The organism is Terrirubrum flagellatum (assembly GCF_022059845.1).
Classification (GTDB): domain Bacteria; phylum Pseudomonadota; class Alphaproteobacteria; order Rhizobiales; family Beijerinckiaceae; genus Terrirubrum; species Terrirubrum flagellatum.
In genome coordinates this window covers 4863255-4885469 of sequence record NZ_CP091851.1, presented here as the reverse complement: position 1 = coordinate 4885469, position 22215 = coordinate 4863255, and the positions used below count along the sequence as shown (strand labels likewise).

The window sequence follows — 22215 nt, the reverse complement described above, 5'->3', positions numbered from 1 at the left end:
GCGTTGGTCTTTGGAACCTCCATAACGTCTGGGGCGGGCGGCAGGAAGCCCCGCCGCCCGCGACTTTCGGTCATGAAGGTTGCGGCTCCTGCAGAGCGGCTTCGCCCCTGATCGCGGCGCCCGACCAGTCGATCCTGAGCGTGGCCAGCATCAGCAAGGCCAGCCCGACGAAGCCGGCCGTCGCGCCCGCCAGCAATGCGTAATCCTCGGAGCGCAGCAGCAGGAAAACGAGGCCGTAAGCGACGCCGAGCGCGGCCGCCAACACAACTCCGCGCCAGAGGCTCTGCAGGCAGAGCCCGACATAGCCCGAGACGAGCGCCACCGTCGCGCCGGCGGAGACGAGATAGGCGCGCGTGAAGCCGATATGCTCGGCGTAGGAGAGCAGGAGCACATAGAACAACGCCAAAGCCAGCCCCACCATGGCATATTGCGCGACGTGGAGATGGCTCTGCGACAGCATCTCCAGCGCGAAGACGACGAGAAACACCGCGCCGACGAACAGCACGCCATATTTCGTCGCCCGCGCCGCCATCTGATAGATGTCGACGGGCTGATAGAACCGCACGCTGACGGCGTTCACGGCGAACGCGCTTTCCGACATGGCGCCGGGCCTGAGCTGGAACGCCTGGTTGAGGCTGCGCGAGAGAAGGCCGATCCGCCACGCCGCGGAGAACCCTTCATCACTCACATTGCGGTCATCCGGCAGTTGCGCGCCCGAAAAGCTTGGATGTCGCCAGTTCGATTGCAGCGCGATGTCGCTCTGTCCGCCGAGCGGCGAGATTGAAAGAGCGCGCGAGCCGTTGAGATCAAGCGCGACATCGACGTCAAACCCCTTGGAGACATCGATCGAGCGCAGCGGCGCGTGAACGCCGACGGGCGCCGGAGGCGGCGTCACGGGACCGATCGTCGGCAGGAACGCGATCTCGTCGCCGCCGATTTTCGCGACGGCGCGATTCTTGATTCCACGCACATCGGAGATCTGCAGCACCAGCGTCGCTTCCTCCCACAAGGGCTGCAGCGCCTGCGCATCGACGTCTTTGATCGAGAGCGGTTTGAAATGCGCCTTGAGATCAAGTTTTCCGCGATAGACGGCGACGTCGAAGATCGAGCGTCGCAAGGTCTGCGCATCGGCGCGGCCGGCGACCTTGAGCTGTTCGGGAAGGAAAGCAGCGACGCGGCGTTGCGGAGCGGAGCCGCCCGCACCTTCCGCGAGATAGGGCAGGACGAGATAGGGGCCGGCGACCGTCTGGTCGGCGCCCCAGCTCTGCATCACTTCGCGAATCGCTTCGCCTGCCCGCGTCGATCGTTCGCGTTGCAACTGCTCGACAAACAGCAGGGGAATCAGGATCAGCACTGCGAGAAAGCCGAGCGCAAAGAATTTGACGCCCGGGCTGCGCATCAGGCGGCCCGGCGTCGCGGTTTCAATCATGATCATCTGAAATCCCCCATGAACGGAGGCGATATGAGATCGCGGCGGGCCGGGCGGAAACGGGGCGCGATCGGCGCTTATCCCGGGAATCACAGCGGGAAATGTCAGGCGAATTTCGGCGTAGTCGGAATCAAGCTTCGGAAAAGCCGCAATCGGGCGGCCGAGCGGGATCAGTCGGAGAGGACCAGCGCGACGTTAAGACGGGAGCGCCACGCCTCGCGATAGCCGCTGGCGAGCATGAAGGCGAGCACGTCCTCTTCCCAATAGGCGCTGCCATCCTCGATGATGACGGCCTTCGGCCAGAGCGAACGGTCGGCCTCGCGGAAGAACGGCGCAAGCGCCTTGTCCTCGACGCCTTCGACATCGATCTTGAGGCAATCGATGCGCGTCACGGCGCGCTCCCTGAGCGCATCGATCAGCGGGATGGTGGCGACTTCGATCGCGCCCGAACCATGGGCGAGGCTTTCGCCTTCAAGATTGAAATGCGCGACGCCGGCCTTGTCAGCGACCGCGGCGTTGAACAGATGCACATTCGCAAGCTTGTTCTGCGCGATGTTGAAGCTGTCGAGCGCGTGATATTTCGGCGCCGGCTCGAAACCGAGCACCGTGGCGCGCGGCCGTTTCGCCGCGACATAGAACAGGAAGAAACCGACATTGACGCCGATATCGACGAACACACCATCGTCGGGCGTGCGTTCCAGCATGAAGGCGCGCTCCTTGCGCTCCGACCATGACGGCGACATCAGCATATGCCGGGCGCTGCCGCAGAGCGCGGGATAGAAGCGCAGCGTCAGGCCGAAATAATCATAATCGACGGGCGCCGGCCTGAGCGCCAGCAGCGCGCCGGCGCCGTGTTTGCGCAGATGGCCGTTGCCGAGGCCCGCGCGGCGCGACGTCTCGATGATCGCGCGCTGCGCCGTCGTTGGCGCGAAGGCGCCCATCGGCGCGTCCGAGAACGGCATGTCGGCGTGGCGTTTCAACGCGTCGTTGAATCTGAACGGCACGGAAACGCGCGGCTCAGACGCAGCGCAGCGACTTGATGCGCCGCGTGCGCCGATCATAGGTGACGGTGAGCCGATCGGCGCGGAAATCCATCGTCATGGGACAGCCGTCGCAGACGAAACGCGCATCCGGCCGGATTTTCTGCAGGCGCTTGTAAGGCAGCCCGATATAGCCGCCGAGATCGCCGGCCCGACAGGTCGAGAGATCAGCGGCGGAGCCGCCCGGCGTCTGCGCCAGCGCAACATGACCGGAAGCGACCGAAAAGATCGTCATCACGAAGATGCTAACGAGCCGGGACAGCGAAAGTTTCGCCATCACGGCCTTCTCAGTAGACCCGCGCCTTCGGCGGGATCGTCTCCACCTCGTTCGTCATGGTGTTCATATGCACCGGACGGAAATCGATGACGCAGTTCTTCTTTTCTTCATCGACCCAGGCGAGCGTGTGCTTCATCCAGTCCTTGTCGTTGCGATCCTTGTAATCCTCGCGCGCATGGGCCCCACGCGATTCCGTGCGGTTGAGCGCGGAGTCCATCGTCACCACCGCCTGCACGATGAGATTGTCGAATTCGAGCGTCTCGATGAGATCGGAATTCCAGATCAGCGAACGGTCGGTGACGCGGATGTCGTCCTTGCCCTTCCAGACTTCATGGATGCGCTTGTGGCCGCTCTCCAGCGTTTCACCGGTGCGATAGACGGCGCAGTCCTCCTGCATCGTCTTCTGCATGTCGAGCCTGAGCTCCGCCGTGCCCGTGCCGCCATTCGCATGGCGGAAATGATCGAGCCGCGACAGCGCGAGATCGGCTGAATCGGCTGGCAACGGCGCCTGCTTTTCGCCGGCTTCAAGCAGTTCCGCGCAGCGCTGCCCGGCGGCGCGGCCGAACACCACGAGATCGATCAGCGAGTTCGAGCCCAAGCGATTCGCGCCATGCACCGAGACGCAGGCCGCTTCGCCGATCGCCATCAGGCCGGGCACGATCACGTCGGGGTCTTCGCCCTTCTTGGTCAGCACTTCGCCGTGATAATTCGTCTGCACGCCGCCCATATTGTAGTGGACGGTCGGCAGCACCGGGATCGGCTCCTTGGTCACGTCGACGCCGGCGAAAATCTTCGCCGATTCCGAAATGCCCGGCAGGCGCGCATGCAGAATCTTCGGATCGAGATGATCGAGATGAAGATTGATGTGATCCTTGCCCTTGCCGACGCCGCGGCCTTCGCGGATCTCCATCGTCATCGCGCGCGAAACCATGTCGCGGGGCGCGAGGTCCTTCACTGAAGGCGCGTAGCGCTCCATGAAGCGCTCGCCTTCCGAATTGGTGAGATAGCCGCCCTCGCCGCGCGCGCCCTCGGTGATGAGGCAGCCTGCGCCGTAAATTCCGGTCGGATGGAATTGCACGAATTCCATGTCCTGCAGCGGCAATCCCGCGCGCAACGCCATGCCGCCGCCATCGCCTGTGCAGGTGTGCGCCGACGTCGCGGAGAAATAGGCGCGGCCATAACCGCCCGTCGCGAGAATCGACATGTTGGCGCGGAAGCGATGCAGCGTGCCGTCATCGAGCTTGAGCGCGACCACGCCGCGGCAGCGGCCTTCCTGATCCATGATCAGGTCGATGGCGAAATATTCGATGAAGAATTCAGCCGAGTTGCGCAGCGCCTGGCCGTAGAGCGTGTGCAGGATAGCATGACCAGTACGATCGGCAGCGGCGCAGGTGCGCTGCGCCGGCGGGCCCTTGCCGTAATCTGTGGTCATGCCGCCGAACGGACGCTGATAGATCTTGCCGTCGGTTGTGCGCGAGAAGGGCACGCCCCAATGCTCGAGCTCGTACACGGCGGCCGGCGCGTTGCGGCAGAGATATTCGATCGAATCCTGATCGCCGAGCCAGTCCGACCCCTTCACGGTGTCGTACATGTGCCACTTCCAGTTATCCTCGCCCATGTTGGCGAGCGCCGCGGCGACGCCGCCCTGGGCTGCGACGGTGTGCGAGCGGGTCGGAAACACCTTGGTGATGCAGGCGGTGCGCAGTCCGGCTTGGGCGCAGCCGACCACGGCGCGCAATCCCGCGCCGCCGGCCCCGACGATCACAACGTCATAGGTGTGATCGGTGATCGGATAGGCCTTGCCGTTCTGCGCCGGGCCTGAGCCGTTCGCCTTGCCGTTCAGTTCCGCCATTTGGGCCTCTTCCGCGCCTCAGCCGATGTTTCGGCGAGCGCGCTTTCCAGATGATGTCACCCGCCGAAGGCGAGCTTGATGATCGCGAACAGCGACGCCGCGCCGACGATGATCGAGAAGAACGTATTCGCCAGCACAGCGACGATCTTCGCCGTTCCATGCACGTAATCCTCGATCACCACCTGCATGCCGATGCGCATGTGGATGCAGCCGGAGATCACGAACAAGGCGAGCAGCATGGCGACGAGCGGATGGCCGATGAGCGCGCGCGCCGACGCATAATCCTTGCCGGCGAGCGCGATCACGATGGCGATGAAGGCGAAGGCGAGAACGAGGTTGGCGACGGCGGTGAGGCGCTGCAGCCAGAAATGCTCGGTGCCTGATTTCGCCGAGCCGAGGCCGCGCACCTTCGCGAGCGGCGTTTGAATGCGGTAGTCGACGCTGGCCATTGATATCCCCTCAGCGAACCGCGAAACCGATGATCCAGGCGATGATCGTCAGCGCGCCGGCGACGAACGGCGTCATGCGCGCCAGATTCATCCGCTCCTGCGGTTCAAAACCGTGGCCCATGTCCCAGATGAAATGCCTGACGCCGCCGACCATGTGATGGAACAGAGTGTAGGTGTAGCCGAACAGCACGAGCAGCCCGAGCGGGCTTCCCGCCAGCCATTGCGCCCAGGCGAAGCCGCGCTCGCCGGACGCAGCGGCGATCAGCCAGATCGCCAGCAGCAGGGTTCCGCCATAGAGCGCGCAGCCCGTGGCGCGATGGGCGATCGACATCGCCATCGTCCAGGTCCAGCGATAGATTTGGAGATGGGGGGAGAGGGGCCGCGCGGCAGGCGTCTCAGCCATCCGTCACCTGTTTGGAACCAGTCGAAAAACCAAGGCTCACCTAGCGAAGTCCTGATCCTTTCGCAATGCGGCGAAGGAAGGGTCCGATCCCCGGCGGACGCAGCCTCGCAACAGCCTGCGACGCCAAGGCGCTGCGCCGGCTTTGCGCGCAAGGCGCGATTGCGATAACGGCAGCCGCTGATATGCAAGGGATCGCCGTGTTCCCGGCGCAAATTGCGGTAAAACGACCTTCTTCGATTCGGGCAGGACAGATCGATGAATTTCGACATCAACGCGCTGAGTGAACGCTTCCTCCCCTGGGCGCGCGACAATTGGGAGGCGCTGCTCGCCGGTCTGGTCATCCTGATCGTCGCGCTTTACCTGCGGAAACTGCTGGTCGGCTCGCGCGCGCGTCCGGCGACCGTTCCCGCCGCTCCCCAGAAGCCGGACACCCAGGCGCTCGACGTTTCGACCGCGGCCGCAGCCGAGATCACCGCCGATATCGAGGCCTACGCCAAAGCGCTGTTCACCGAGGATGTCGGGCTGATCGCCAGCCGCGCCTCCGCCAATGCGCCGCAGGCGCTGCGCTTCCAGACGATCGCCGAGGCTCCCTTCGTCTATGATGGCGTCATTATGCGCGATCTCTCGCTGATGCCGACCTCGCTGATCGCCGCGGTCAGCGCGCATTTCCGCCAGGGACAGGTGATTCTCGACACGCTCCGCCGCCACGCCATGCTGACGCCGCCGGAGGCCACCCCCGAGGAGCGCATCGGCGCTCTCAAGGCCGTCGCGGCCGCGCTCGCCGCCGGCATCGATAAGGCTGTCGCCGCCGCCGAGAAGGTGGATGGCTGGATCGCCCGCAATGGCGGAAACACGGACGGCGCCCGGGCGCTGGCCGATCTTCCCGTGGCGGCCCTGCGCGGCGCGGCGGTCGACCGGCTCGGCCAGCGGCAGAAGACTTACAAGACCCTGCGCGAGCAGGCCCAGGCGCGGCTGAAGGAAATCGACGCGCTGATCGATCAGGCGCGCCGCACCGGCGGCCCCGGCGGCAAGCTCGACCTGACGGTGGTGGAATTGAAGCCCGGCGACAAGCCGGTGGAGCAGCGCGCGGCGGAGTGAAGGCCGTGCAGGCCGAGCGCGCCGCGGAACAGATCTGGCGCGCCCATCGCAATCGCGAACGATTCGCAAATCTCTCCGGCGACCTCGCGCCGGCTTCGGTCGACGAAGCCTATGACGTTCAGGAAGCCTTCCATCGTCTGGCCCAGCCTTCGCTCGGGCCGATTGGCGGCCTGAAGATCGCGACCACCACCAAGGTCATGCAGGCGCTGATGGGGATCGACCATCCCTGCGGCGGCGCGATCTTCCAGTCGCGCATCTATTCCTCGCCCGCCACAATCGATCGCGCCCCTTACGTCAATCTCCGCCTCGAATGCGAGATCGCCGTGAAGCTCGCCCGCGACCTGCCCCCTCGCGAGGTCTCGATCGAGGAAGCCATGGCCGCGGTCGGCGGGATCGCGCCGGCCTTCGAGCTGATCGAGGATCGCCACGCCGACTATCGCGATACAAAGGCGACATCGCTGATCGCCGACAACGCCTGGAATGGCGGCGTCGTTCATGGCGCGTGGCGGCCGTTCGATCCCGCGCGCGGCGCGGGCGACGTTGAAGGCGTGCTGACCTTCAACGGCAAGAAGCAAGGTCACGGCAGGCCCGATGATCCCTTCAGCGCGCTCGCCTGGGTCGCCAATCTCGCGGCGAAGCGCGGCCGCCCGATGAAGGCGGGCATGATCATCATCACCGGCAGCCTCATCCCGACCTTCGATCCGCCTCCTGGCGTCGACATCGTGTTCGCCATCGAAGGATTGGGCGAGGCGCGGGCGCGCGTCGGTTAGCGCGCCCGAGTTTAAAGGTCGGCTCTCGGCTGTAGCCGCATGCTGCCCGACGATCGAAGCGCTTAGTCTATGTTGAGCCAGCGAAACGCGCGCCGCAGCAGCGCCCCGGCGCCTTCGCTGACGGGAGCTCCGTGCGCCATCAGCACTTTTTCCGCGGGCCACGAAAGCACTTGTCGAATCGCCGCACGCGCCGCGTTCCGGTCGGTGAACGCCAGACGGAATTTTCGAGGAACCGATGGTTCGGATGCGACCATCAGATCCCATTTCGCAATCACCGCTCGCCAGCCGGAAAACCAGTTTGGAGGGAGCTGTTGCAGGAGATCGGTGAAAAGCACGGAGCCGCTCTTCGCATGGAAAAAGACAATCTCGGTTGTGATGACGTTTCCCGGAATAAGCGCTTGATCGATCTGCCCCAGCCAAAGAGGTGGAGGCGCATTTGCGAGATCATGATCGAAGTCGATATCCCTGCGCTTCTCCCGCAGCCCCGGCGCAGCGTAGAGATACGCGTCGGGATAGGCGCGCTTCCAATCGCCGATGAACAGATGGTGCAGCGAATTGGGCGCAACGAGATGACGGACACGCCCGAGGGAATCGACCTCCTCGCGAAGCCTGTCGGTCAGCGCGATCGGCGACCAGATGAAAAGGTCGCCATTTGTCAGTCTGATGACAGCCATGCGCGTGGGGTAATGAAATCCCAACGCCGCCGTCACGTCGGACCCGGCCGCTGTCCATATCTCGGCGCCGAATTCTTCCAGCATGGCTGATCCGTCCATCGTTCGCATCGAGCTTTAACTTCACTCATAAGCGAAATTCAAACCGGGAGACGATCCGCACGATCGCGGGCCTTGAGACGCAGACGGCCGGCGCCTATCTCGCGAACGAGAGAGGCCGGCCATGATCCATCAGCTTCGCATCTACGAAATTTTTGAGACAAACAAAGCGGCGTTCCATGCGCGCTTTCGCGATCACGCCCGGCGCATCATGAAGACCTACGGCTTCGACATCGTCGCGATGTGGGAGGCGAAGCGGCCGGAGCGCACGGAATTCGTCTATCTCCTGCGCTGGCCTGACGAGGCGACGATGAAGACGCAATGGACGGCCTTCATGGCTGACGCGGAGTGGACCGAGATCAAGCGCGTCACCCACGCCGAGCACGGACTCATGGTGGGCGCGATCGAAGACAGGCCGCTTGTGCTGACTGACTATTCGCCTGATTTCGATTGATCGCCACGCCTATCGCGGCAGCAGCGCCCAATAGTCGAAATCGAGAATGACGGCGGGATCATATTTTCCCTCGCCGTCCTTGAATGGAAACTCGCTGCACGGCTTGTCCTTTGTCGCGATCGTGCGGATGCGCAGCGCGCCGACATCGTCGCGGTCAGGCAATTCCGCTTTCTCCAGAATTTCGCTCCAGGCATAAACAGTGCCGCCGGCGAACAGGGGCGCGACATGCCGGCCGCCATTGATCGCCGCGACATGAAACGCATTGCCGAGCCCGTTGAAGGACAGCGCGCGCGCCAGCGAAATCACATGGCCGCCATAGATCAGCCTGCGGCCGAAGCGGCTCTGCGCCTGCGCCATCTGATCGAAATGCACCCGCGCCGTGTTCTGGTAGAGGCGCGTCGCCATCTGATGCTCGGCCTCCTCGACGGTCATGCCGTCGACATGGTCGATCTTCTCGCCGACCTCATAATCGCCGAAGCGATGCGGCGAGCCCGCGAATCCATTGCTGTAATGCACGGGATTGAAGGTCGGGCAGGCCGCGCCGAGTTGCGCGGGGTCGACGCGCGCGGGAAGATCGGGAACGAGTTCGTCCTTTGGCTTCGCCTGCGGATCGCGCTTGTTCACCATCACCCAGCGCGCATAGGTCAGCACCGGCTCGCCGTTGGGCTTGAAGCCCCTGGTGCGCACATAGACGGCGCCGGTCTTGCCGCTGGAATTCTCTTTCAGCCCGATCACCTCGCTGGCCGCCCACAAGGTATCGCCGGGATAGACGGGTCTGAGGAAGCGCCCGTCGGCGTAGCCGAGATTGGCGACGGCGTTGAGGGAGATGTCGGGCACGCTCTTGCCGAACACGATGTGGAAGATGAGCAGATCATCGACCGGCGCCACATGATGATTGAGCTGGGCGGCGAAACTGCTGGACGATTGCACGGCGAAGCGCCCGCCATAGAGCGCCTGATAGAGCGCGACGTCGCCGGCCGTCACCGTGCGCGGCGTGGCGTGGCGGATCGTCTGGCCGAGCGCGAAATCCTCGAAGAAATGACCGGCGTTGGTTTTCGACATCGGAGCCTCAGGCGCTGCTCCATTTTGCGCGCAATTTCGCAGCGCGCAACGGCGCGCTTCACTCGTCTTTCGTCGTCCGTGGCAGGATGATCGGCTCGATCCTGTAGCCGGCGTCGGCGAACATCTTCACGAGGCCCTTCTCGCCCGGCAGATGCAGCGCGCCCACGGCGATGAAGGCGCCGCCGCGCTCGACCAAGGGAAGCGCAACCCTGAACATCGTCCTGTTGCGGTCATCGACGAAGGACGACATGAAGATGTCCCAGTTGCGCGGATCGCGCAGCGTGCGCAGCCCCTCGTCGCGGGCGTAAGCGGCAAGCAGTCCCGTCTCGCCGCGATCCAGCAGGCGGATCACCGTCTCGAACACGCTCTCGATCTCGCCATAGCTTGCGAGAGAAGAGCGCAGAATATCGATCTGCGTGTCACGCGACGGCGCCATGATCGATTCCAGCGTCTCATCAACCGTCTCGAGGCCGACGACCGGCAGACCCTTCGCCTGCGCCCGCGCCGCGATCTCGTAATCCACGACATTGCTCGTCTTCGCACGCAGGCTCTCGCAGAGCGGTGATCCCAGCGCCATGATCAGCGGCCAGGGCCGCAGCCGCACCGTTGCCTCAGGCGACAGCGAAAGCTTGGGCGCGGCCGCCTTCGCGAGCGTCTGCAATTCGTCAGCGCCGAGAGTCTGCTCCAGCAGCTCGTCCGGCTTCGCCACCATCATCGCGGCGAATTTCATCAGCGCGCCGGGATTCGGCGCTTTGGGATTGAGGTCGTTGTTCTCGATCGCAAGCGTCACGGCGCCTTCGAGAAGCGGCGCGATTTCATCGACCCAGGCGAGCCCGCGCGAATCCGACACATGCGCCGTGCCGAAGAGATAGGAAGGCTGCGCCGAGCCCTTTGAGATCCTGAACAGGCGAGCCGCGCCAAACGGCGTCGCTTTCGCTTCCACCGCCAATTTTTCGTAACGCGCGGGATCAGCGTTTTTCATGCGCGCGAGAAGATCGACGCCGCCGCAACTTGGTTCGGCGAGCGCCGGCGAAAAGCCGGAAAGCAGAAGAGCGATGGCGATGAACAGGCGACGCATGCTCATGCCACCAGACGTTCCAGCGATGCAGCGACGGCCGCGGGAAGGCGAAGCATCTTCACGCGCGACGAAGCGCCGCTTGCAATCTCGACATCGCGAAAGGGAACGCCAAGCGCCTTGGCGAGAAAGCGCCGCAGCCCCTCATTCGCTTCGCCATCGACGGGCGCGGCTTTCAGCCTGACGCGCAGCACCGGTCTTTCGTCGGCAAGGCGATCGATTCCATCGATCGCGTCGCGCCCGCCGCGTGGCGTCGCGCGCACCTGAAGCAGGAGATGCTCGCCGTCCACGCGCCACGGACGGACGGCGTCAACCATGTCAGAACACGTTGGGATAGATGTAATAGACGATGATCCGCTGCACGAGGAACACGCCGAGCAGCAGGATCAGCGGCGACAGGTCGAGGCCGCCGAGATTGGGCATGAATCGCCGGATCGGTCCGAGCAGCGGCTCGGTCAGCTGATAGACGCCATTCGCGATCGCCCTGACGATCTCGTTGCGCATGTTGATGATGTTGAAGGCGACGAGCCAGCTCAACACCACGGCCGCGATCACCACCCAGCTATAGATCTGCAGGACGATGAGGACGACGTCGAGAATCGCGCGCATGGAGGGGTCCCTGTTGCGCAGGTGATGTAGCGAGCGGGCCGCTTCGCCACAAGCTTCCGCGCCGCGCCGATTGGACGGCGTGGTTACCTCGCCGAAAGCCGTCGAAGAGAGCCCTCAGCCGCCATGCGCCTGACGCAGCGCGCGGTCGAGATCGGCGTAGAGATCGTCGGCGTCCTCGATGCCGGCGGACAGACGCAGAAGGTCTGGCGGGCAGGGCGATCCCGGCCCCTCGATCGAGGCGCGGTGTTCGATCAGGCTCTCGACGCCGCCGAGCGAGGTCGCCCGCTTCCACAATCTGATGCGGGCGGCTGAGTCGATCGCCGCAGCTTCGCCACCGCGGACGCGAATCGACAGCATATGGCCGAAACCCCCCTTCATCTGCCGGGCCGCGATCGCATGGCCGGGATGGGATTCGAGGCCGGGATAGAGCACCTCGCTCACGTCAGGGTGATTGGCGAAGCGCTGGGCCAGATCGAACGCCGTCGCAGACGCGGCGCGAACCCTGAGATCGAGCGTGCGCATGCCGCGCATCAGCAGATAGGCCTCGAACGGGCCGAGGATGCAACCGAGCATCCGTCTGTTGGTCTCGATGCGGGCCCAGAACTCGTCCTTGCGCGCCGTCGCCAGCGCGCCGGCGATCACGTCGGAATGGCCGTTGAGCGCTTTCGTCGCCGCATGCATGACGATGTCGGCGCCCAGCGTCAGCGGCCGCGAGAAGACCGGCGTCGCCACGGTCGAATCGACCGCGAGCCGCGCGCCCGCCTGTCTCGCGATCTCCGCTAGGGCGGCGATGTCGCTGATGCTCCAGGTCGGATTCGACGGCGTCTCGGCCCAGATCAGCCTGGTCTTGCCGGGACGTATCGCGGCGCGCGTCGCCTTGAGATCGCTCATGTCGACGAAGCTGACGGAAAGGCCCCAATGCACGCCATCCGTCTGCAGCCATTTGCGCAGGCCCCAATACATGACTTCGGGCGCGATGATGTGATCGCCGGGCGCGAGCGCAAGGAACACCGATGTGGCCGCCGACATGCCCGAGCTCAGAAGCAGCGCGGCTTCCGCGTCCTCCAGCATGGCGACGACCGCTTCCGCCTCGCGCACGGTCTGATTATCAGGCCGGCCATAGATGAAGCCCGATCTGTATTCGTTATCAGGATCGCGCAGATAGGTCGTCGCCACATGGATCGGCGGCACGATGGCCCCCGTCGTCGCGTCGTGGCTGCCCATCGCCTGCGCGGCGAGAGTGCGGCGGCTCCAGTTCGGCTTGTCGCTCATGGTCCGGTCTCCTGCCGAACCCGTATCGCAACGAAGAAACCGGGCAAGGGCCCCCGCCGCCGGCCAACTCATGCGCCAGACGCGGGGCGCATACGCCAGGCGCGGAACAACGCATTCGAGCGATTGTTTGATCGTCAGCGAGGTTGGAGCCGAGATGGGCGGTGCGAGACATCGGGGAAACGAAAAGGCGAGGTCGCCCTGGCTGCCGGCGTTCCTGGCGGTTGCGCCGGCGGCCGCCGCTTCCCTGATTGGTTCGCTCGCAACGGCCTCCAGCCTCGCGCCCTGGTACGCTTCGCTGATCAAGCCGCCCTTCACGCCGCCGAACTGGGCGTTCGGTCCGGTCTGGACGATTCTCTATGCGCTGATGGCCTATGCGTTCTGGCGCGTGCTGACATCGCCGCCGACGGCGCGGCGCGCTTTCGCCATCTGCATGTTCGCGGCGCAGATTCTGCTCAGCGCGATGTGGTCGGTGATCTTCTTCGGTCTCGAGAATCCGGCGTCGGGACTCGTCGTCATCATCGCGCTGCTCGGCTTCGTCGCCGCGACCATCTACGCCTTCATCGAGATCGACACGCTCGCGACGCTGCTACTCGCGCCCTACATCATCTGGGTCGCGTTCACGTCGCTTCTCAATATCGGGATTGTGATCCTCAATCAGGGCTCGGCGGCCTGACGCGCAGGTTCAGTCTTTCTTGAGCGCCTTGCCCACGATCTCGCGCAGATGCGCCAGCGTAAAGGGCTTCACCAGAACATCGCGCACGAGCGATTCCAGATTCCTCGCGCGCTCGCGCTGATCGGCGTAGCCGGTCATCAGCAGGATCGGCATCTTGGGGAAGTCGCGCGCTGCGGCGAGCGCCAACGCGATCCCATCCATCACGGGCATGCGGATATCGGTGAGAAGCAGATCGATCGCGCCCGCTTCCATCTGCAGGACATCGAGGCCTTCGCCGCCATCGGCCGCGCCGACGGTCATATGGTTGTCGAGTTCAAGCGCGCGACGGCAGAAGTCGCGCACCGCCTCTTCGTCCTCGACGACGAGAATTCTAGCCATTGAAAGTCAGTTCGCCCTGATTGTCGTCGGCGCCATGTTCAACCACGCCGACAAAGGGAAGCTGGCGATAGGCGTGAGCGACATCCATGCCGTAACCAACGACGAACAAATCAGGACAGGTGAAGCCGACATAGTCAGGGTTGACGCGCACGGCGCGCTTGCCCGGCTTCTCCAGCAGCACGCAGGTCGCGACCTTGCGCGCGCCGCGCGCCGCAAGAAGGTCCTTGGCGAAGGCGAGCGTGCGCCCAGATTCCAGAATATCGTCGACGAGCAGCACGTCGCGGCCGCGCACGTCGGAGTCGACGTCCTTCAGGATCGTCACCTGGCCCGACGACACGGTCGCCGTGCGGTAGCTCGAGAGATGGGTGAATTCGACATGCGGCGCGAGGCCGGCGCGATGCAGCGCGCGGATCAAATCAGCCGCGAACATGAAGCTGCCCTTGAGCACGGCGACAACCAGGAGATCGCGCGGATCGGTGGTCGCGATCTGGCGCGCGATCTCGTCGATGCGGCGCGCGATCTGGTTTTCGTCGAACAGGGTGCGAATGCGCGGAGCGGCGGTCATGAAGTCCTCGGCGAATGCGCATCGCCGGGCTCGCTCTCGAACTTCACCTGCACGGATCGCCCGTTCGGCGGCGGCGAGGCAAGACGGGCGCGGAAGACCGTGCGTTCGCCAGGTTCGAGCGCCAGCTTCAGGCTCTGCGCCGGCCATGCATAAAGCTCGACGCCGTGCTCGTCACGCACCACCACCTTGAGCGTCGGCAGAGGCAGCGTGCGCATGGCGCGGCTGACCAGCTCGCCCTGCACCACCAGCACGTCGCCGCCGTCTCCCGGGCTGATTTCCGAGATGAGATTGACGATCGCAAGCGGGCTGGAGCCGGCGCCGAGGCCAAGCGCCGCATAGAGCTTTCCGGCGGCGGGCGACGCCGCGCTGATCGGCCCCTGGGCGGCCAGCGCGACCACGCCGGCGCAGGAGAGGCCGAAAGCCGCGTAGGGAAGCGCAGCCATCGCCAGCGAGCGGCGGGACGAGGCTGGCGCGCCCCCCGCGGGAGCCTTGGCGGCCGGCGTCTTGCGCCGGAACGACAACGGCAACCTGACGAGCGGGCTGACCAGACGAGCCGCCAACGAAGGCGGTCCCACCGGACGGCTCACGGCCTCCGGCGGCTTCACATCGGGCGCCGCGCCCGAGACGGCCTCGCCGTCAATCTCGCGGGCGGCCGCGTCTCCGGACATTTCGGCGTCCGCGCGGGCGAGCGGCGATTGAAGCGCGGCTTCGGCTGGATCGAGCGCCTCCGCGATCGCCTCTCCGGTTTGAGCCAGGGCGCGGTCGACGATCGGCGCGGGCGCGACGTCAGCAAGTGAGTCCGCGAGATCGCTGATCGGCGCGACCGCGGCGTCGAAAGCGTCAGGCTCGGCGGGCGGCGCGGCGTACCAGCAGGCCTGGCACTTCTTGCAGCGGACAGTTCTGCCCTTGCCGAGCTTCGCCTCGGAAATGTTGTAAGAGCTTGCGCAGGACGGGCAGAGGATGAGCATGGCGAATCAGGCATCGGGACGCGGCGCGCCGCGGCCCCGTCCCATTGGGCGGACTTATGATTAACGAAGCGTTTCCATGCCTCGCCGCGCGAGCGATTCGCCCGTGACCATCGTCAGCTTCGACAATGTCGGCCTGCGCTACGGGATGGGGTCCGAAATCCTGCACGACGTGTCGTTTACGATCGCTCCCCACTCCTTCCAGTTCCTCACAGGACCCTCCGGAGCTGGCAAAACCACCTTATTGCGACTGATTCTCATGTCGCTGAAGCCGACGCGCGGCGTCATCCGCCTGTTCGGGGCCGATGTGTCGCGGCTGTCGGGCGACGTCATCACGGCCCTGCGCCGGCGCACCGGGGTCGTTTTTCAGGATTTCCGGCTGCTCGACCATCTCACCGCCTATGAGAACGTCTCGCTGCCGCTCAGGGTGAAAGGGGTCGAGGAAAGCCGCTACCGGCCGGAGGTGGTTGAACTGCTGCGCTGGGTCGGACTCGGCGACCGCATGCATCTCATGCCGCCTGTGCTCTCGGGCGGCGAGAAACAGCGTTGCGCCATCGCCCGCGCCCTGATCACCCGGCCGGAATTGCTGCTCGCGGACGAGCCGACCGGCAATGTCGACCCGTCGCTGGCGCGGCGGCTGATTCGCCTGTTCATCGAGCTGCATCGCAGCGGCACGGCCGTCGTCATCGCGACCCACGATCTCACCCTGATGGATCAGGTCGAGGCGCGCCGCATGGTGCTCGGCGAGGGACATCTCCATGTCTTCGACTGAGACTGCGAGCGACAACGCGCCTGACGAGGCGCCGGCGGACGACGCGCCTTCGCTCGGTCCCGGCGCCGCGCTGGTGCCGGCGCGCTCCATCGCCGGCCGGGCGCTCGTCACCGTCATCGCGATCATGACCTTCCTCGCCGCGATCGCCGCCGGCGCGGCGCAGATCGTCGCCGAGGCCTCGACGCAATGGACATCCTCCGTCGCGCGTGAAGCAACGATTCAGGTGAGGCCGCGCAGCGGCCGCGATATTGAAGCGGATGTGGCGCGCGCCACAGAGATCGCGCGCGCCGCGCCGGGAATTGCGGAAGCGCGCGCCTATACGCGCCGCGAGGCGGAGGCGCTGCTCGAACCCTGGCTCGGCAAGGGGCTCGATCTCGGCGAATTGCCGGTGCCGCGACTGATCGTGGTGAAACTCGCCTCCGGCCGCGCCATCGATGTCGCGGCGCTCAATCGCGAACTCGCGTCGTCGGTGCCGACCGCAATGCTCGACGATCACCGGCTCTGGGTCGGGCGTCTCGCGGCGATGGCGAACGCCGTCGTCATCGTCGCCATCGCGCTCGTCGCGCTAGTGCTGGTCGCGACCGCGCTCGCAGTGGCTTTTGCGACGCGCGGCGCCGTCGCCGCCAACCGCGACATCGTCGAGGTGCTGCATTTCATCGGCGCTGAGGACGCCTATATCAGCCGCGAATTCGGCCGGCATTTTCTCCGCCTCGGGCTCGAGGGCGGCGCAGCCGGCGCGCTCGCGGCGATTGTCTGCCTCTGGACCGCTGGTTTCGTCGCCGGACGTCTGCAGGCGACGCCGAGCGGCGATCAGATCGAGGCGCTGTTCGGCGGCTTTTCCGTCGGTTTCTGGGGACTGGTCGTGATCGCCGCGGTCGCCGCGCTTGTCGCCGCGCTGACGGCGCAAATCTCGCGCCGCACGGTCGCGCGCCATCTCGCGGGGCTGACATGACGCTTCGCATCATCGCGACAGCCGCTCTGATTGGCGGACTCGCCGGCGGCTTTGTCGCTTTCGCCGAGCGCGTGTCGAAACTGGAGACGAATATCGCGCGCGAAGGCGACGGCGTCGTCGTTCTCACCGGCGGCGCCGATCGCATCGCCGTCGGCGCGCAACTCGTCGGGCCTGAGCACAAGCGCCGCCTTCTGGTCAGCGGCGTCAACGAGAAGACGACGCCGGAAGATATGCTGTCGCGCAATCCGCAACTGCGCCCGATCGTCTCCTGCTGCCTCGATCTCGGCTATCGCGCCCGCAACACCATCGGCAACGCGCTCGAAGCGCGCGACTGGGCGCAGCACAACGGTTATCGCTCGCTGGTGCTCGTCACCGGCGCGCCGCACATGCCGCGCGCGTTGGCGGAATTCGCCAATGCGATGCCGCAGGTGAAAATCGCGCCGCATGCGGTCGGCGGCGACCGCGTCGACGCGTCGGCCTGGTGGAGCGACATGAATCTGTCGCGCACTCTCGCCTACGAATACGCCAAATATCTCGTCGCCGCCGCGCGCATGCGGCTTGAGCCGGAACCCGGCGCATGGTTTCCCGGCTCGATCCGCGACGCCGATGCGACGCCTGCGGCGCGGCGCTAACAAAGGCTCGAATATCCCCGTATGATCTTTCTGCGTTCAGCCCTCTTCAACGTCGTCTTCTATGTGAACCTCGTGATCTGGCTGATCGCGGCGTTGCCGACGCTCGCCATGCCGCGCTCGGCGTTCAAGCAAGTCGTCGTCTGGTGGACGGCGACGAGCCTGTGGATGCTGCGCGTCATCGCCGGCGTGCGCGTCGAGATCCGAAACGCCGAAAAAATTCCGGAAGGCCCGGCGATCATTGCAGCGAAGCACCAATCCTTTCTCGAAACCTTCGTGCTGTTCGCGCGACTGCCCGATCCCGTGATCATCCTGAAGCGCGAGCTGACCTGGTTTCCGCTGCTCGGCTGGTATCTGAAGAAGGCTGAAATGATTCCGATCGATCGCGGCGCCCGTTCGCGCGCGCTCGACCACGCGACGAAGCGGGCGCGCGAAGAGATGGCGAAGGGCCGCCAGCTCCTGATTTTCCCCGAAGGCACGCGCCGCGCCCCGGGCGCGCCGCCGGCCCATAAATCAGGCGTCGCTTACATCTACGACGCCGTGAATTTCCCGGCGACGCCGGTCGGGCTCAACACCGGCCTGTTCTGGCCGCGCCGGCAATTCATCCGGCGACCCGGCACGGCGGTCATCGAGTTCCTCGACGCTATTCCCGCCGGTCTGCCGCGCCAGAAGGCGTTCGCCGAGATCAGCGCCCGGATCGAGGAATCGAGCGACCGGCTGCTGGCTGAGGGCTTGAGCGAACTCGGGCCGCTGGCGCCGGCGATTTCCCGCGCCTGACTCGACAGCGCCGCGCCTCAGACTCGGGCGCGACTCGACTCAGCCCTTGATTCGCCACAATGTTCGTGCTTTGTTCCGTTCAGAAATGGAACGCCCTCCATTGGAAGGCGTTGAAGCTGCGATCGACGAGGCCGCCATGTATCCCGTTGCAGAGCATCCCGTTGCAGACCTGTTCGAGGGAACCGCCTTCGCCCCGCCGGGCCTCCCCGCGCGCGATATCGACGCGCTCGCGGGCTTCGGCGAGGAGAGCCAGCGCGGCTATCAGACGCTTCTCGCGCGGCCGGCGGACGCCGAACGCTTCTGCGCCTGGCGCGGCCATTCCGGCCGGCGCTATGTCACCTCTATCTATGGCTTCGGCGACTGCCCGGACTATGAGCATGTCGTCGCGCTCGCCGTGAAACGCGAGACGGACGGAACGCGCTCGGTGGTGGCCGGCGTCGATCTCGGCGCCTTTCCGATCGTCGCCCTGAACGGCGAAACCATGCAGACGGCGCGCGCCGCCGGCGCCAACGAAATCCATCTGCATCTGCTCGCGGAAACGGCGGTGGGACGCGCCGCAGCGATCGAAGATCTGATCTGATGGTCTTCAACCGCGGAAGGACGGCGCCAGGTCATTCCACGGTTTCCTGCTATGTCATGGCGCGAGACGCGCGCGCCATGATTGCGTTCATGCGCGAATTGTTTGGCCTTGAAACCATCGTCAGCCATGAGCGGCCCGACGGCTCGCTGCAGCGTGCTTCGATCCGAATCGGCGACAGCGTCGTGATGGTGGCGGACGCGATGGAGGGGTTTCCGGCCTTTCCTGTCTGGCTGCATGTCTATGTCGATGACGTCGACAAATCCTACGCGAAGGCGCTGGAGCTTGGCGCGACCTCCGTGCAGGAGCCAAGCGAGAAAGGTGATGGCGACAGACGCTGCGGCGTCAAGGACGCGCAAGGCAATGTCTGGTGGATGGCGAGCCACATTGGCTGAACGCGCGACGCAAAGAGCTTCAGTTGGCCCTCAGCTCTTTCGCCAGCCAATCAAGCAACGCGTCATGCACGCCGATCTCGACGAGATGCGCATGAGTGTTCAGCACATAATCCGGATTGGCGCCTGAACGCCCGACGCCGCGCCTGACATGGGCGAGTTGTTCCTCGCGCGTCATCACGCCGGAATATTGTTCGTGATTGCGGTTCGCTGTGTAGGCGAGGCCGATGACGCGGCGGCCGTCGCCGAGCTTCAACGGATGCATCCGCTCTTCATAGACCATCGAGGTCTGCTCGCGCGCGACGAGATAGGCGTGCGTCTCGGCGCGGTTCTTCGCAGCCACGCGGAACGCGACTCCGCGGCAAGCGCCGCCGCGATCGAGGCCGAGCACGAGGCCTGGAATTTCCCGTGTGCCGCGATGATCGTAGGAGAGGATGCAGAGCGCGCGATGATAGCCGTGCAGCAGCGCCGGCTGGCGTTCGATATAATCGAAGCCCGGCCGCCACATCAGCGAGCCGTAGCCAAAGACCCAGAGATCCTGATCTTCGGCGCGCGGCTCAATCGCCGCGCGCTCGTTTCGTGAAACGACCTCGGCCATCCCTAAGGCGTCAGGCCGCCGCTTTCTCCACCACGCGCGCGAAGAAGCTCACGCCGTAGGGGATCGCCTTGTCGTTGAAGTCGTAGGCCGGATGATGCACGCCGGCGGTGTCGCCATTGCCGATGAAGATGTAGGCCCCTGGTCGGGCCTCCAGCATGTAGGAGAAATCCTCGGCGCCCATCAGCGGCGGCGTGTCGGCGACCACATTCGCTTCGCCCGAAACTTCCTTCGCCACTTCGACCGCGAACGCCGTCTCCTTCTCGTGATTGATCGTCACGGGATAGCCGATGTCGTATTCGATCTCCGCCTTGCAATCGAGCGCCGACGCCACCTGCGAGACGATCGCCTTGATGCGCTTCTCGGCAGTGACGCGCGCCTCCTTGCTGAGCGTGCGCACCGTGCCGCGAAACACCGCCGTCTGCGGGATGATGTTGTAGGCCTTGCCCGCCTCGACCGCCGTCACCGAGATGACGATCGAATCGAGCGGATTCACATTGCGTGACGCGATCGTCTGCATCGCCACGATGATGTGGCTTGCTGCAATGACCGGATCGATCGATTCATGCGGCCGCGCGGCGTGGCCGCCCTTGCCCGTCAGCTTCACCTCGAACTTGTCCGCGGCGGCCATCATCGGGCCCGGGCGGATCGCCCAGTTCCCGACGGGCACGCCTGGCATGTTGTGCATGCCATAGACCTCATCGACGCCGAAGCGGTCCATCACGCCATCCTTGCACATTTCGAGGCCGCCGCCGCCGCCCTCTTCGGCCGGCTGGAACAGCACCACCGCCGTGCCCGAGAAATTGCGCGTCTCCGCGAGATATTTGGCGGCGCCAAGCAGCATCGCGGTGTGCCCGTCATGGCCGCAGGCATGCATCTTGCCCGGCGTCTTCGACTTGTAGGGGACATCGGTCGCCTCATCGAGAGGCAGCGCGTCCATGTCGGCGCGCAGCCCGATCGTCTTGCCGTTCCCGGGCTTCTTGCCCTTGATCACGCCGACGACGCCGGTGCGACCGATGCCGGTGACGATCTCGTCGACGCCGAACTCCTTCAGCTTCTCCGCGACCACGCCGGCCGTGCGATGCACGTCGAACAGCAGTTCGGGATGCTCATGGATGTCGCGCCGCCATGCGGCGACCTCGTCGGTCATTTCGGCGACGCTGTTGATGACTGGCATGACGGCCCCTTTCCTTGTTGCCGATTGTCACTGCGCTTCAGTCGCGGTCTCGATGAGACGCGCGAAATAGGAGACTCCGTAGGGAATCGCCTCGTCATTGAAGTTGTAGGCGGGATGATGCACGCCGACGCCGATCCCGTTGCCGAGATAGATGAAGGCACCTGGCCGCGCATTCATCATGAAAGCAAAATCCTCGCCGCCCATGATCTGCCGGACGTTGGCGTCGACATTCGCCTCGCCGACCACATCGGCCGCGACGCGCGCCGCCAGCGCCGTCTTCTCGTCATTGTTCACGAGCACCGGCGTGCCGCGCCAGTAATCGATCTCGATTTTCGCGCCGAAGGAGGCGGCGACGCCGGCGCAGATTTCTTTCATGCGCGTCTCGGCGAGATCGCGCGTCTTCTCGCTGAGCGTGCGCACCGTGCCGATGAGCTTCGCCGTCTGCGGGATGATGTTGAAGGCGGAGCCCGCCTGCGCGACGCAGGTGGATACGACGATCGACTCGATCGGGTCGACATTGCGCGAGGCGATCGACTGCAGCGCCGTAATCAACTGGCTCATGATGAGAATGGGATCGATCGATAGATGCGGGGCCGCGCCATGCGAGCCTTTCCCCGAGATGTCGATGGTGAAGCGGTCGACCGCCGCCATCGCCGGTCCCGGCCGGATGCCGAACTTGCCGACCTCGATCTGCGTTGAATTATGCAGCCCGTAGACTTCATCGACGCCGAAGCGCTCGATCAGCCCGTCTTCAAGCATGGCGCGCGCGCCGCCGCCGCCCTCTTCCGCCGGCTGGAAGATCACCACCGCCGCGCCCGCGAAATTGCGCGTCTCGGCGAGATATTTCGCCGCGCCGAGCACCATCGCGGTGTGCCCGTCATGACCGCAGGCGTGCATCTTGCCCGGCGTCTTCGACTTGTAGGGAACGTCGGTCGCTTCCTCGATCGGCAGCGCGTCCATATCGGCGCGGATGCCGATCGTCTTGCCCTTGCCGGGTTTCTTTCCCCTGATCACGCCGACGACGCCGGTGCGGCCGAAGCCTGTCACCACCTCATCGACGCCGAACTCCTTCAGCTTGCCGGCGACGAGCGCCGCCGTGCGATGCTCCTCGAACATCAGTTCGGGATGTTCATGGATGTCGCGGCGCCAGCCGGCGACCTCGTCGGCGAAGGCCGCGACGCTATTGATGACAGGCATGGAGTT

The 22215-nt window shown here is 65.1% G+C and carries 28 protein-coding genes; 10 read left to right on the top strand and 18 right to left on the bottom strand.

Annotated features, from left to right (window positions below; translation table 11 throughout):
• Window positions 1-70: 70 nt before the first annotated feature.
• The 6 genes from creD to sdhC all read right to left on the bottom strand — a co-directional run bounded on the left by creD (window position 71) and on the right by sdhC (window position 5450).
• Complete coding sequence (gene creD / locus L8F45_RS23760) at window positions 71-1435, bottom strand: cell envelope integrity protein CreD (protein WP_342360304.1); 1365 nt, start codon at window positions 1433-1435, stop codon at window positions 71-73.
• A 164-nt stretch (window positions 1436-1599) separates the two neighbouring features.
• On the bottom strand, window positions 1600-2433 hold the full coding sequence (locus tag L8F45_RS23755) for an FkbM family methyltransferase (protein WP_342360303.1): 834 nt from the start codon (window positions 2431-2433) through the stop codon (window positions 1600-1602).
• A 13-nt stretch (window positions 2434-2446) separates the two neighbouring features.
• On the bottom strand, window positions 2447-2746 hold the full coding sequence (locus L8F45_RS23750; RefSeq protein WP_342360302.1) for a hypothetical protein: 300 nt from the start codon (window positions 2744-2746) through the stop codon (window positions 2447-2449).
• 10 nt (window positions 2747-2756) lie between these two features.
• On the bottom strand, window positions 2757-4598 hold the full coding sequence (gene sdhA / locus L8F45_RS23745) for a succinate dehydrogenase flavoprotein subunit (RefSeq protein ID WP_342360301.1): 1842 nt from the start codon (window positions 4596-4598) through the stop codon (window positions 2757-2759).
• 56 nt (window positions 4599-4654) lie between these two features.
• Window positions 4655-5047, bottom strand: a complete 393-nt coding sequence (gene sdhD / locus L8F45_RS23740; RefSeq protein WP_342360300.1) for a succinate dehydrogenase, hydrophobic membrane anchor protein — start codon at window positions 5045-5047, stop codon at window positions 4655-4657.
• Window positions 5048-5057: 10 nt separating this feature from the next.
• Window positions 5058-5450 (bottom strand): succinate dehydrogenase, cytochrome b556 subunit, encoded by a 393-nt coding sequence (gene sdhC, locus L8F45_RS23735; RefSeq protein WP_342360299.1) that lies wholly within the window; start codon window positions 5448-5450, stop codon window positions 5058-5060.
• A gap of 255 nt (window positions 5451-5705) precedes the next feature.
• On the opposite strand from sdhC, the gene L8F45_RS23730 reads away from it, so the two are divergent.
• Together L8F45_RS23730 and L8F45_RS23725 are read left to right on the top strand one after the other, a co-directional pair.
• Entirely contained in the window at window positions 5706-6548 is an 843-nt protein-coding gene (locus L8F45_RS23730) for a hypothetical protein (protein WP_342360298.1), read from the top strand.
• A 5-nt stretch (window positions 6549-6553) separates the two neighbouring features.
• Entirely contained in the window at window positions 6554-7318 is a 765-nt protein-coding gene (locus tag L8F45_RS23725) for a 2-keto-4-pentenoate hydratase (RefSeq protein WP_342360297.1), read from the top strand.
• A gap of 62 nt (window positions 7319-7380) precedes the next feature.
• Here the strand turns inward: L8F45_RS23725 and L8F45_RS23720 are convergent, their stop codons facing one another.
• Complete coding sequence (locus tag L8F45_RS23720) at window positions 7381-8076, bottom strand: DUF4336 domain-containing protein (protein ID WP_425330043.1); 696 nt, start codon at window positions 8074-8076, stop codon at window positions 7381-7383.
• A gap of 136 nt (window positions 8077-8212) precedes the next feature.
• On the opposite strand from L8F45_RS23720, the gene L8F45_RS23715 reads away from it, so the two are divergent.
• A complete protein-coding gene (locus tag L8F45_RS23715) occupies window positions 8213-8542 on the top strand; it encodes an NIPSNAP family protein (protein WP_342360295.1) in 330 nt (109 codons plus the stop codon).
• 9 nt (window positions 8543-8551) lie between these two features.
• Here L8F45_RS23715 and L8F45_RS23710 read toward each other — a convergent pair whose 3' ends face one another.
• The 5 genes from L8F45_RS23710 to L8F45_RS23690 form a co-directional block, all read right to left on the bottom strand.
• Window positions 8552-9604 carry a MaoC family dehydratase gene (locus L8F45_RS23710; protein WP_342360294.1) on the bottom strand — a complete coding sequence of 351 codons (1053 nt, stop codon included), beginning with the start codon at window positions 9602-9604 and terminating at the stop codon, window positions 8552-8554.
• A gap of 58 nt (window positions 9605-9662) precedes the next feature.
• Window positions 9663-10688, bottom strand: coding sequence for a TraB/GumN family protein (locus L8F45_RS23705; RefSeq protein ID WP_342360293.1), 1026 nt, complete (start codon window positions 10686-10688; stop codon window positions 9663-9665).
• Window positions 10685-10996: a DUF167 family protein gene (locus tag L8F45_RS23700; protein WP_342360292.1), complete on the bottom strand. Its 312-nt coding sequence runs from the start codon at window positions 10994-10996 to the stop codon at window positions 10685-10687. Before L8F45_RS23700 ends, L8F45_RS23705 begins: the two co-directional genes overlap by 4 nt.
• A 1-nt stretch (window position 10997) precedes the next feature.
• On the bottom strand, window positions 10998-11288 hold the full coding sequence (locus tag L8F45_RS23695) for a YggT family protein (RefSeq protein WP_342360291.1): 291 nt from the start codon (window positions 11286-11288) through the stop codon (window positions 10998-11000).
• A 114-nt stretch (window positions 11289-11402) separates the two neighbouring features.
• Window positions 11403-12560: a trans-sulfuration enzyme family protein gene (locus tag L8F45_RS23690; protein ID WP_342360290.1), complete on the bottom strand. Its 1158-nt coding sequence runs from the start codon at window positions 12558-12560 to the stop codon at window positions 11403-11405.
• Between the two features lie 154 nt (window positions 12561-12714).
• Here L8F45_RS23690 and L8F45_RS23685 point away from each other — a divergent pair, with 154 nt between their 5' ends.
• Window positions 12715-13233 carry a TspO/MBR family protein gene (locus L8F45_RS23685; protein ID WP_342360289.1) on the top strand — a complete coding sequence of 173 codons (519 nt, stop codon included), beginning with the start codon at window positions 12715-12717 and terminating at the stop codon, window positions 13231-13233.
• A 9-nt stretch (window positions 13234-13242) separates the two neighbouring features.
• Here L8F45_RS23685 and L8F45_RS23680 read toward each other — a convergent pair whose 3' ends face one another.
• From L8F45_RS23680 to L8F45_RS23670, 3 genes are read right to left on the bottom strand one after another with little or no spacing between them, the layout of a single operon-like run.
• Window positions 13243-13611, bottom strand: coding sequence for a response regulator (locus L8F45_RS23680; RefSeq protein WP_342360288.1), 369 nt, complete (start codon window positions 13609-13611; stop codon window positions 13243-13245).
• Window positions 13604-14176 (bottom strand): hypoxanthine phosphoribosyltransferase, encoded by a 573-nt coding sequence (gene hpt, locus L8F45_RS23675; protein ID WP_342360287.1) that lies wholly within the window; start codon window positions 14174-14176, stop codon window positions 13604-13606. The genes L8F45_RS23680 and hpt overlap by 8 nt, the downstream gene beginning before the upstream one ends.
• The gene (locus L8F45_RS23670; RefSeq protein ID WP_342360286.1) at window positions 14173-15144 is read right to left on the bottom strand and encodes an MJ0042-type zinc finger domain-containing protein; all 972 of its coding nucleotides are present in this window, start codon (window positions 15142-15144) and stop codon (window positions 14173-14175) included. The genes hpt and L8F45_RS23670 overlap by 4 nt, the downstream gene beginning before the upstream one ends.
• A 145-nt stretch (window positions 15145-15289) precedes the next feature.
• On the opposite strand from L8F45_RS23670, the gene ftsE reads away from it, so the two are divergent.
• The 6 genes from ftsE to L8F45_RS23640 all read left to right on the top strand — a co-directional run bounded on the left by ftsE (window position 15290) and on the right by L8F45_RS23640 (window position 19243).
• Window positions 15290-15913 carry a cell division ATP-binding protein FtsE gene (gene ftsE, locus L8F45_RS23665; RefSeq protein ID WP_342363555.1) on the top strand — a complete coding sequence of 208 codons (624 nt, stop codon included), beginning with the start codon at window positions 15290-15292 and terminating at the stop codon, window positions 15911-15913.
• Entirely contained in the window at window positions 15900-16865 is a 966-nt protein-coding gene (locus L8F45_RS23660) for a cell division protein FtsX (protein ID WP_342360285.1), read from the top strand. The genes ftsE and L8F45_RS23660 overlap by 14 nt, the downstream gene beginning before the upstream one ends.
• On the top strand, window positions 16862-17497 hold the full coding sequence (locus L8F45_RS23655) for a YdcF family protein (protein WP_342360284.1): 636 nt from the start codon (window positions 16862-16864) through the stop codon (window positions 17495-17497). The genes L8F45_RS23660 and L8F45_RS23655 overlap by 4 nt, the downstream gene beginning before the upstream one ends.
• A gap of 21 nt (window positions 17498-17518) precedes the next feature.
• Window positions 17519-18271 carry a lysophospholipid acyltransferase family protein gene (locus L8F45_RS23650; protein WP_342360283.1) on the top strand — a complete coding sequence of 251 codons (753 nt, stop codon included), beginning with the start codon at window positions 17519-17521 and terminating at the stop codon, window positions 18269-18271.
• Window positions 18272-18371: 100 nt separating this feature from the next.
• Complete coding sequence (locus tag L8F45_RS23645; RefSeq protein WP_342360282.1) at window positions 18372-18851, top strand: hypothetical protein; 480 nt, start codon at window positions 18372-18374, stop codon at window positions 18849-18851.
• Between the two features lie 89 nt (window positions 18852-18940).
• Complete coding sequence (locus L8F45_RS23640; protein ID WP_342360281.1) at window positions 18941-19243, top strand: VOC family protein; 303 nt, start codon at window positions 18941-18943, stop codon at window positions 19241-19243.
• Window positions 19244-19262: 19 nt separating this feature from the next.
• On the opposite strand, the gene L8F45_RS23635 is transcribed toward L8F45_RS23640, so the two are convergent.
• From L8F45_RS23635 to L8F45_RS23625, 3 genes are read right to left on the bottom strand one after another with little or no spacing between them, the layout of a single operon-like run.
• Entirely contained in the window at window positions 19263-19838 is a 576-nt protein-coding gene (locus L8F45_RS23635) for a gamma-glutamylcyclotransferase (RefSeq protein WP_342360280.1), read from the bottom strand.
• A 10-nt stretch (window positions 19839-19848) separates the two neighbouring features.
• Window positions 19849-21012, bottom strand: a complete 1164-nt coding sequence (locus tag L8F45_RS23630) for a M20 aminoacylase family protein (protein WP_342360279.1) — start codon at window positions 21010-21012, stop codon at window positions 19849-19851.
• Window positions 21013-21039: 27 nt separating this feature from the next.
• Window positions 21040-22209 (bottom strand): M20 aminoacylase family protein, encoded by a 1170-nt coding sequence (locus L8F45_RS23625; RefSeq protein ID WP_342360278.1) that lies wholly within the window; start codon window positions 22207-22209, stop codon window positions 21040-21042.
• Window positions 22210-22215 lie beyond the last annotated feature (6 nt).

Bases quoted from the DNA above. Each gene is read 5' to 3' on its own strand.
- L8F45_RS23655 (WP_342360284.1), top strand. From the start codon at position 16,862: ATGACGCTTCGCATCATCGCGACAGCCGCTCTGATTGGCGGACTCGCC.
- L8F45_RS23750 (WP_342360302.1), bottom strand. From the start codon at position 2,746: ATGGCGAAACTTTCGCTGTCCCGGCTCGTTAGCATCTTCGTGATGACG.
- L8F45_RS23710 (WP_342360294.1), bottom strand. From the start codon at position 9,604: ATGTCGAAAACCAACGCCGGTCATTTCTTCGAGGATTTCGCGCTCGGC.
- sdhA (WP_342360301.1), bottom strand. From the start codon at position 4,598: ATGGCGGAACTGAACGGCAAGGCGAACGGCTCAGGCCCGGCGCAGAAC.
- L8F45_RS23685 (WP_342360289.1), top strand. From the start codon at position 12,715: ATGGGCGGTGCGAGACATCGGGGAAACGAAAAGGCGAGGTCGCCCTGG.
- L8F45_RS23640 (WP_342360281.1), top strand. From the start codon at position 18,941: ATGCGCGAATTGTTTGGCCTTGAAACCATCGTCAGCCATGAGCGGCCC.
- sdhC (WP_342360299.1), bottom strand. From the start codon at position 5,450: ATGGCTGAGACGCCTGCCGCGCGGCCCCTCTCCCCCCATCTCCAAATC.
- L8F45_RS23635 (WP_342360280.1), bottom strand. From the start codon at position 19,838: ATGGCCGAGGTCGTTTCACGAAACGAGCGCGCGGCGATTGAGCCGCGC.
- L8F45_RS23660 (WP_342360285.1), top strand. From the start codon at position 15,900: ATGTCTTCGACTGAGACTGCGAGCGACAACGCGCCTGACGAGGCGCCG.
- L8F45_RS23650 (WP_342360283.1), top strand. From the start codon at position 17,519: ATGATCTTTCTGCGTTCAGCCCTCTTCAACGTCGTCTTCTATGTGAAC.
- L8F45_RS23700 (WP_342360292.1), bottom strand. From the start codon at position 10,996: ATGGTTGACGCCGTCCGTCCGTGGCGCGTGGACGGCGAGCATCTCCTG.
- L8F45_RS23670 (WP_342360286.1), bottom strand. From the start codon at position 15,144: ATGCTCATCCTCTGCCCGTCCTGCGCAAGCTCTTACAACATTTCCGAG.
- L8F45_RS23715 (WP_342360295.1), top strand. From the start codon at position 8,213: ATGATCCATCAGCTTCGCATCTACGAAATTTTTGAGACAAACAAAGCG.
- L8F45_RS23630 (WP_342360279.1), bottom strand. From the start codon at position 21,012: ATGCCAGTCATCAACAGCGTCGCCGAAATGACCGACGAGGTCGCCGCA.
- L8F45_RS23690 (WP_342360290.1), bottom strand. From the start codon at position 12,560: ATGAGCGACAAGCCGAACTGGAGCCGCCGCACTCTCGCCGCGCAGGCG.
- hpt (WP_342360287.1), bottom strand. From the start codon at position 14,176: ATGACCGCCGCTCCGCGCATTCGCACCCTGTTCGACGAAAACCAGATC.
- creD (WP_342360304.1), bottom strand. From the start codon at position 1,435: ATGATCATGATTGAAACCGCGACGCCGGGCCGCCTGATGCGCAGCCCG.
- L8F45_RS23680 (WP_342360288.1), bottom strand. From the start codon at position 13,611: ATGGCTAGAATTCTCGTCGTCGAGGACGAAGAGGCGGTGCGCGACTTC.
- L8F45_RS23705 (WP_342360293.1), bottom strand. From the start codon at position 10,688: ATGAGCATGCGTCGCCTGTTCATCGCCATCGCTCTTCTGCTTTCCGGC.
- L8F45_RS23720 (WP_425330043.1), bottom strand. From the start codon at position 8,076: ATGCTGGAAGAATTCGGCGCCGAGATATGGACAGCGGCCGGGTCCGAC.
- sdhD (WP_342360300.1), bottom strand. From the start codon at position 5,047: ATGGCCAGCGTCGACTACCGCATTCAAACGCCGCTCGCGAAGGTGCGC.
- L8F45_RS23625 (WP_342360278.1), bottom strand. From the start codon at position 22,209: ATGCCTGTCATCAATAGCGTCGCGGCCTTCGCCGACGAGGTCGCCGGC.
- L8F45_RS23730 (WP_342360298.1), top strand. From the start codon at position 5,706: ATGAATTTCGACATCAACGCGCTGAGTGAACGCTTCCTCCCCTGGGCG.
- L8F45_RS23695 (WP_342360291.1), bottom strand. From the start codon at position 11,288: ATGCGCGCGATTCTCGACGTCGTCCTCATCGTCCTGCAGATCTATAGC.
- ftsE (WP_342363555.1), top strand. From the start codon at position 15,290: ATGGGGTCCGAAATCCTGCACGACGTGTCGTTTACGATCGCTCCCCAC.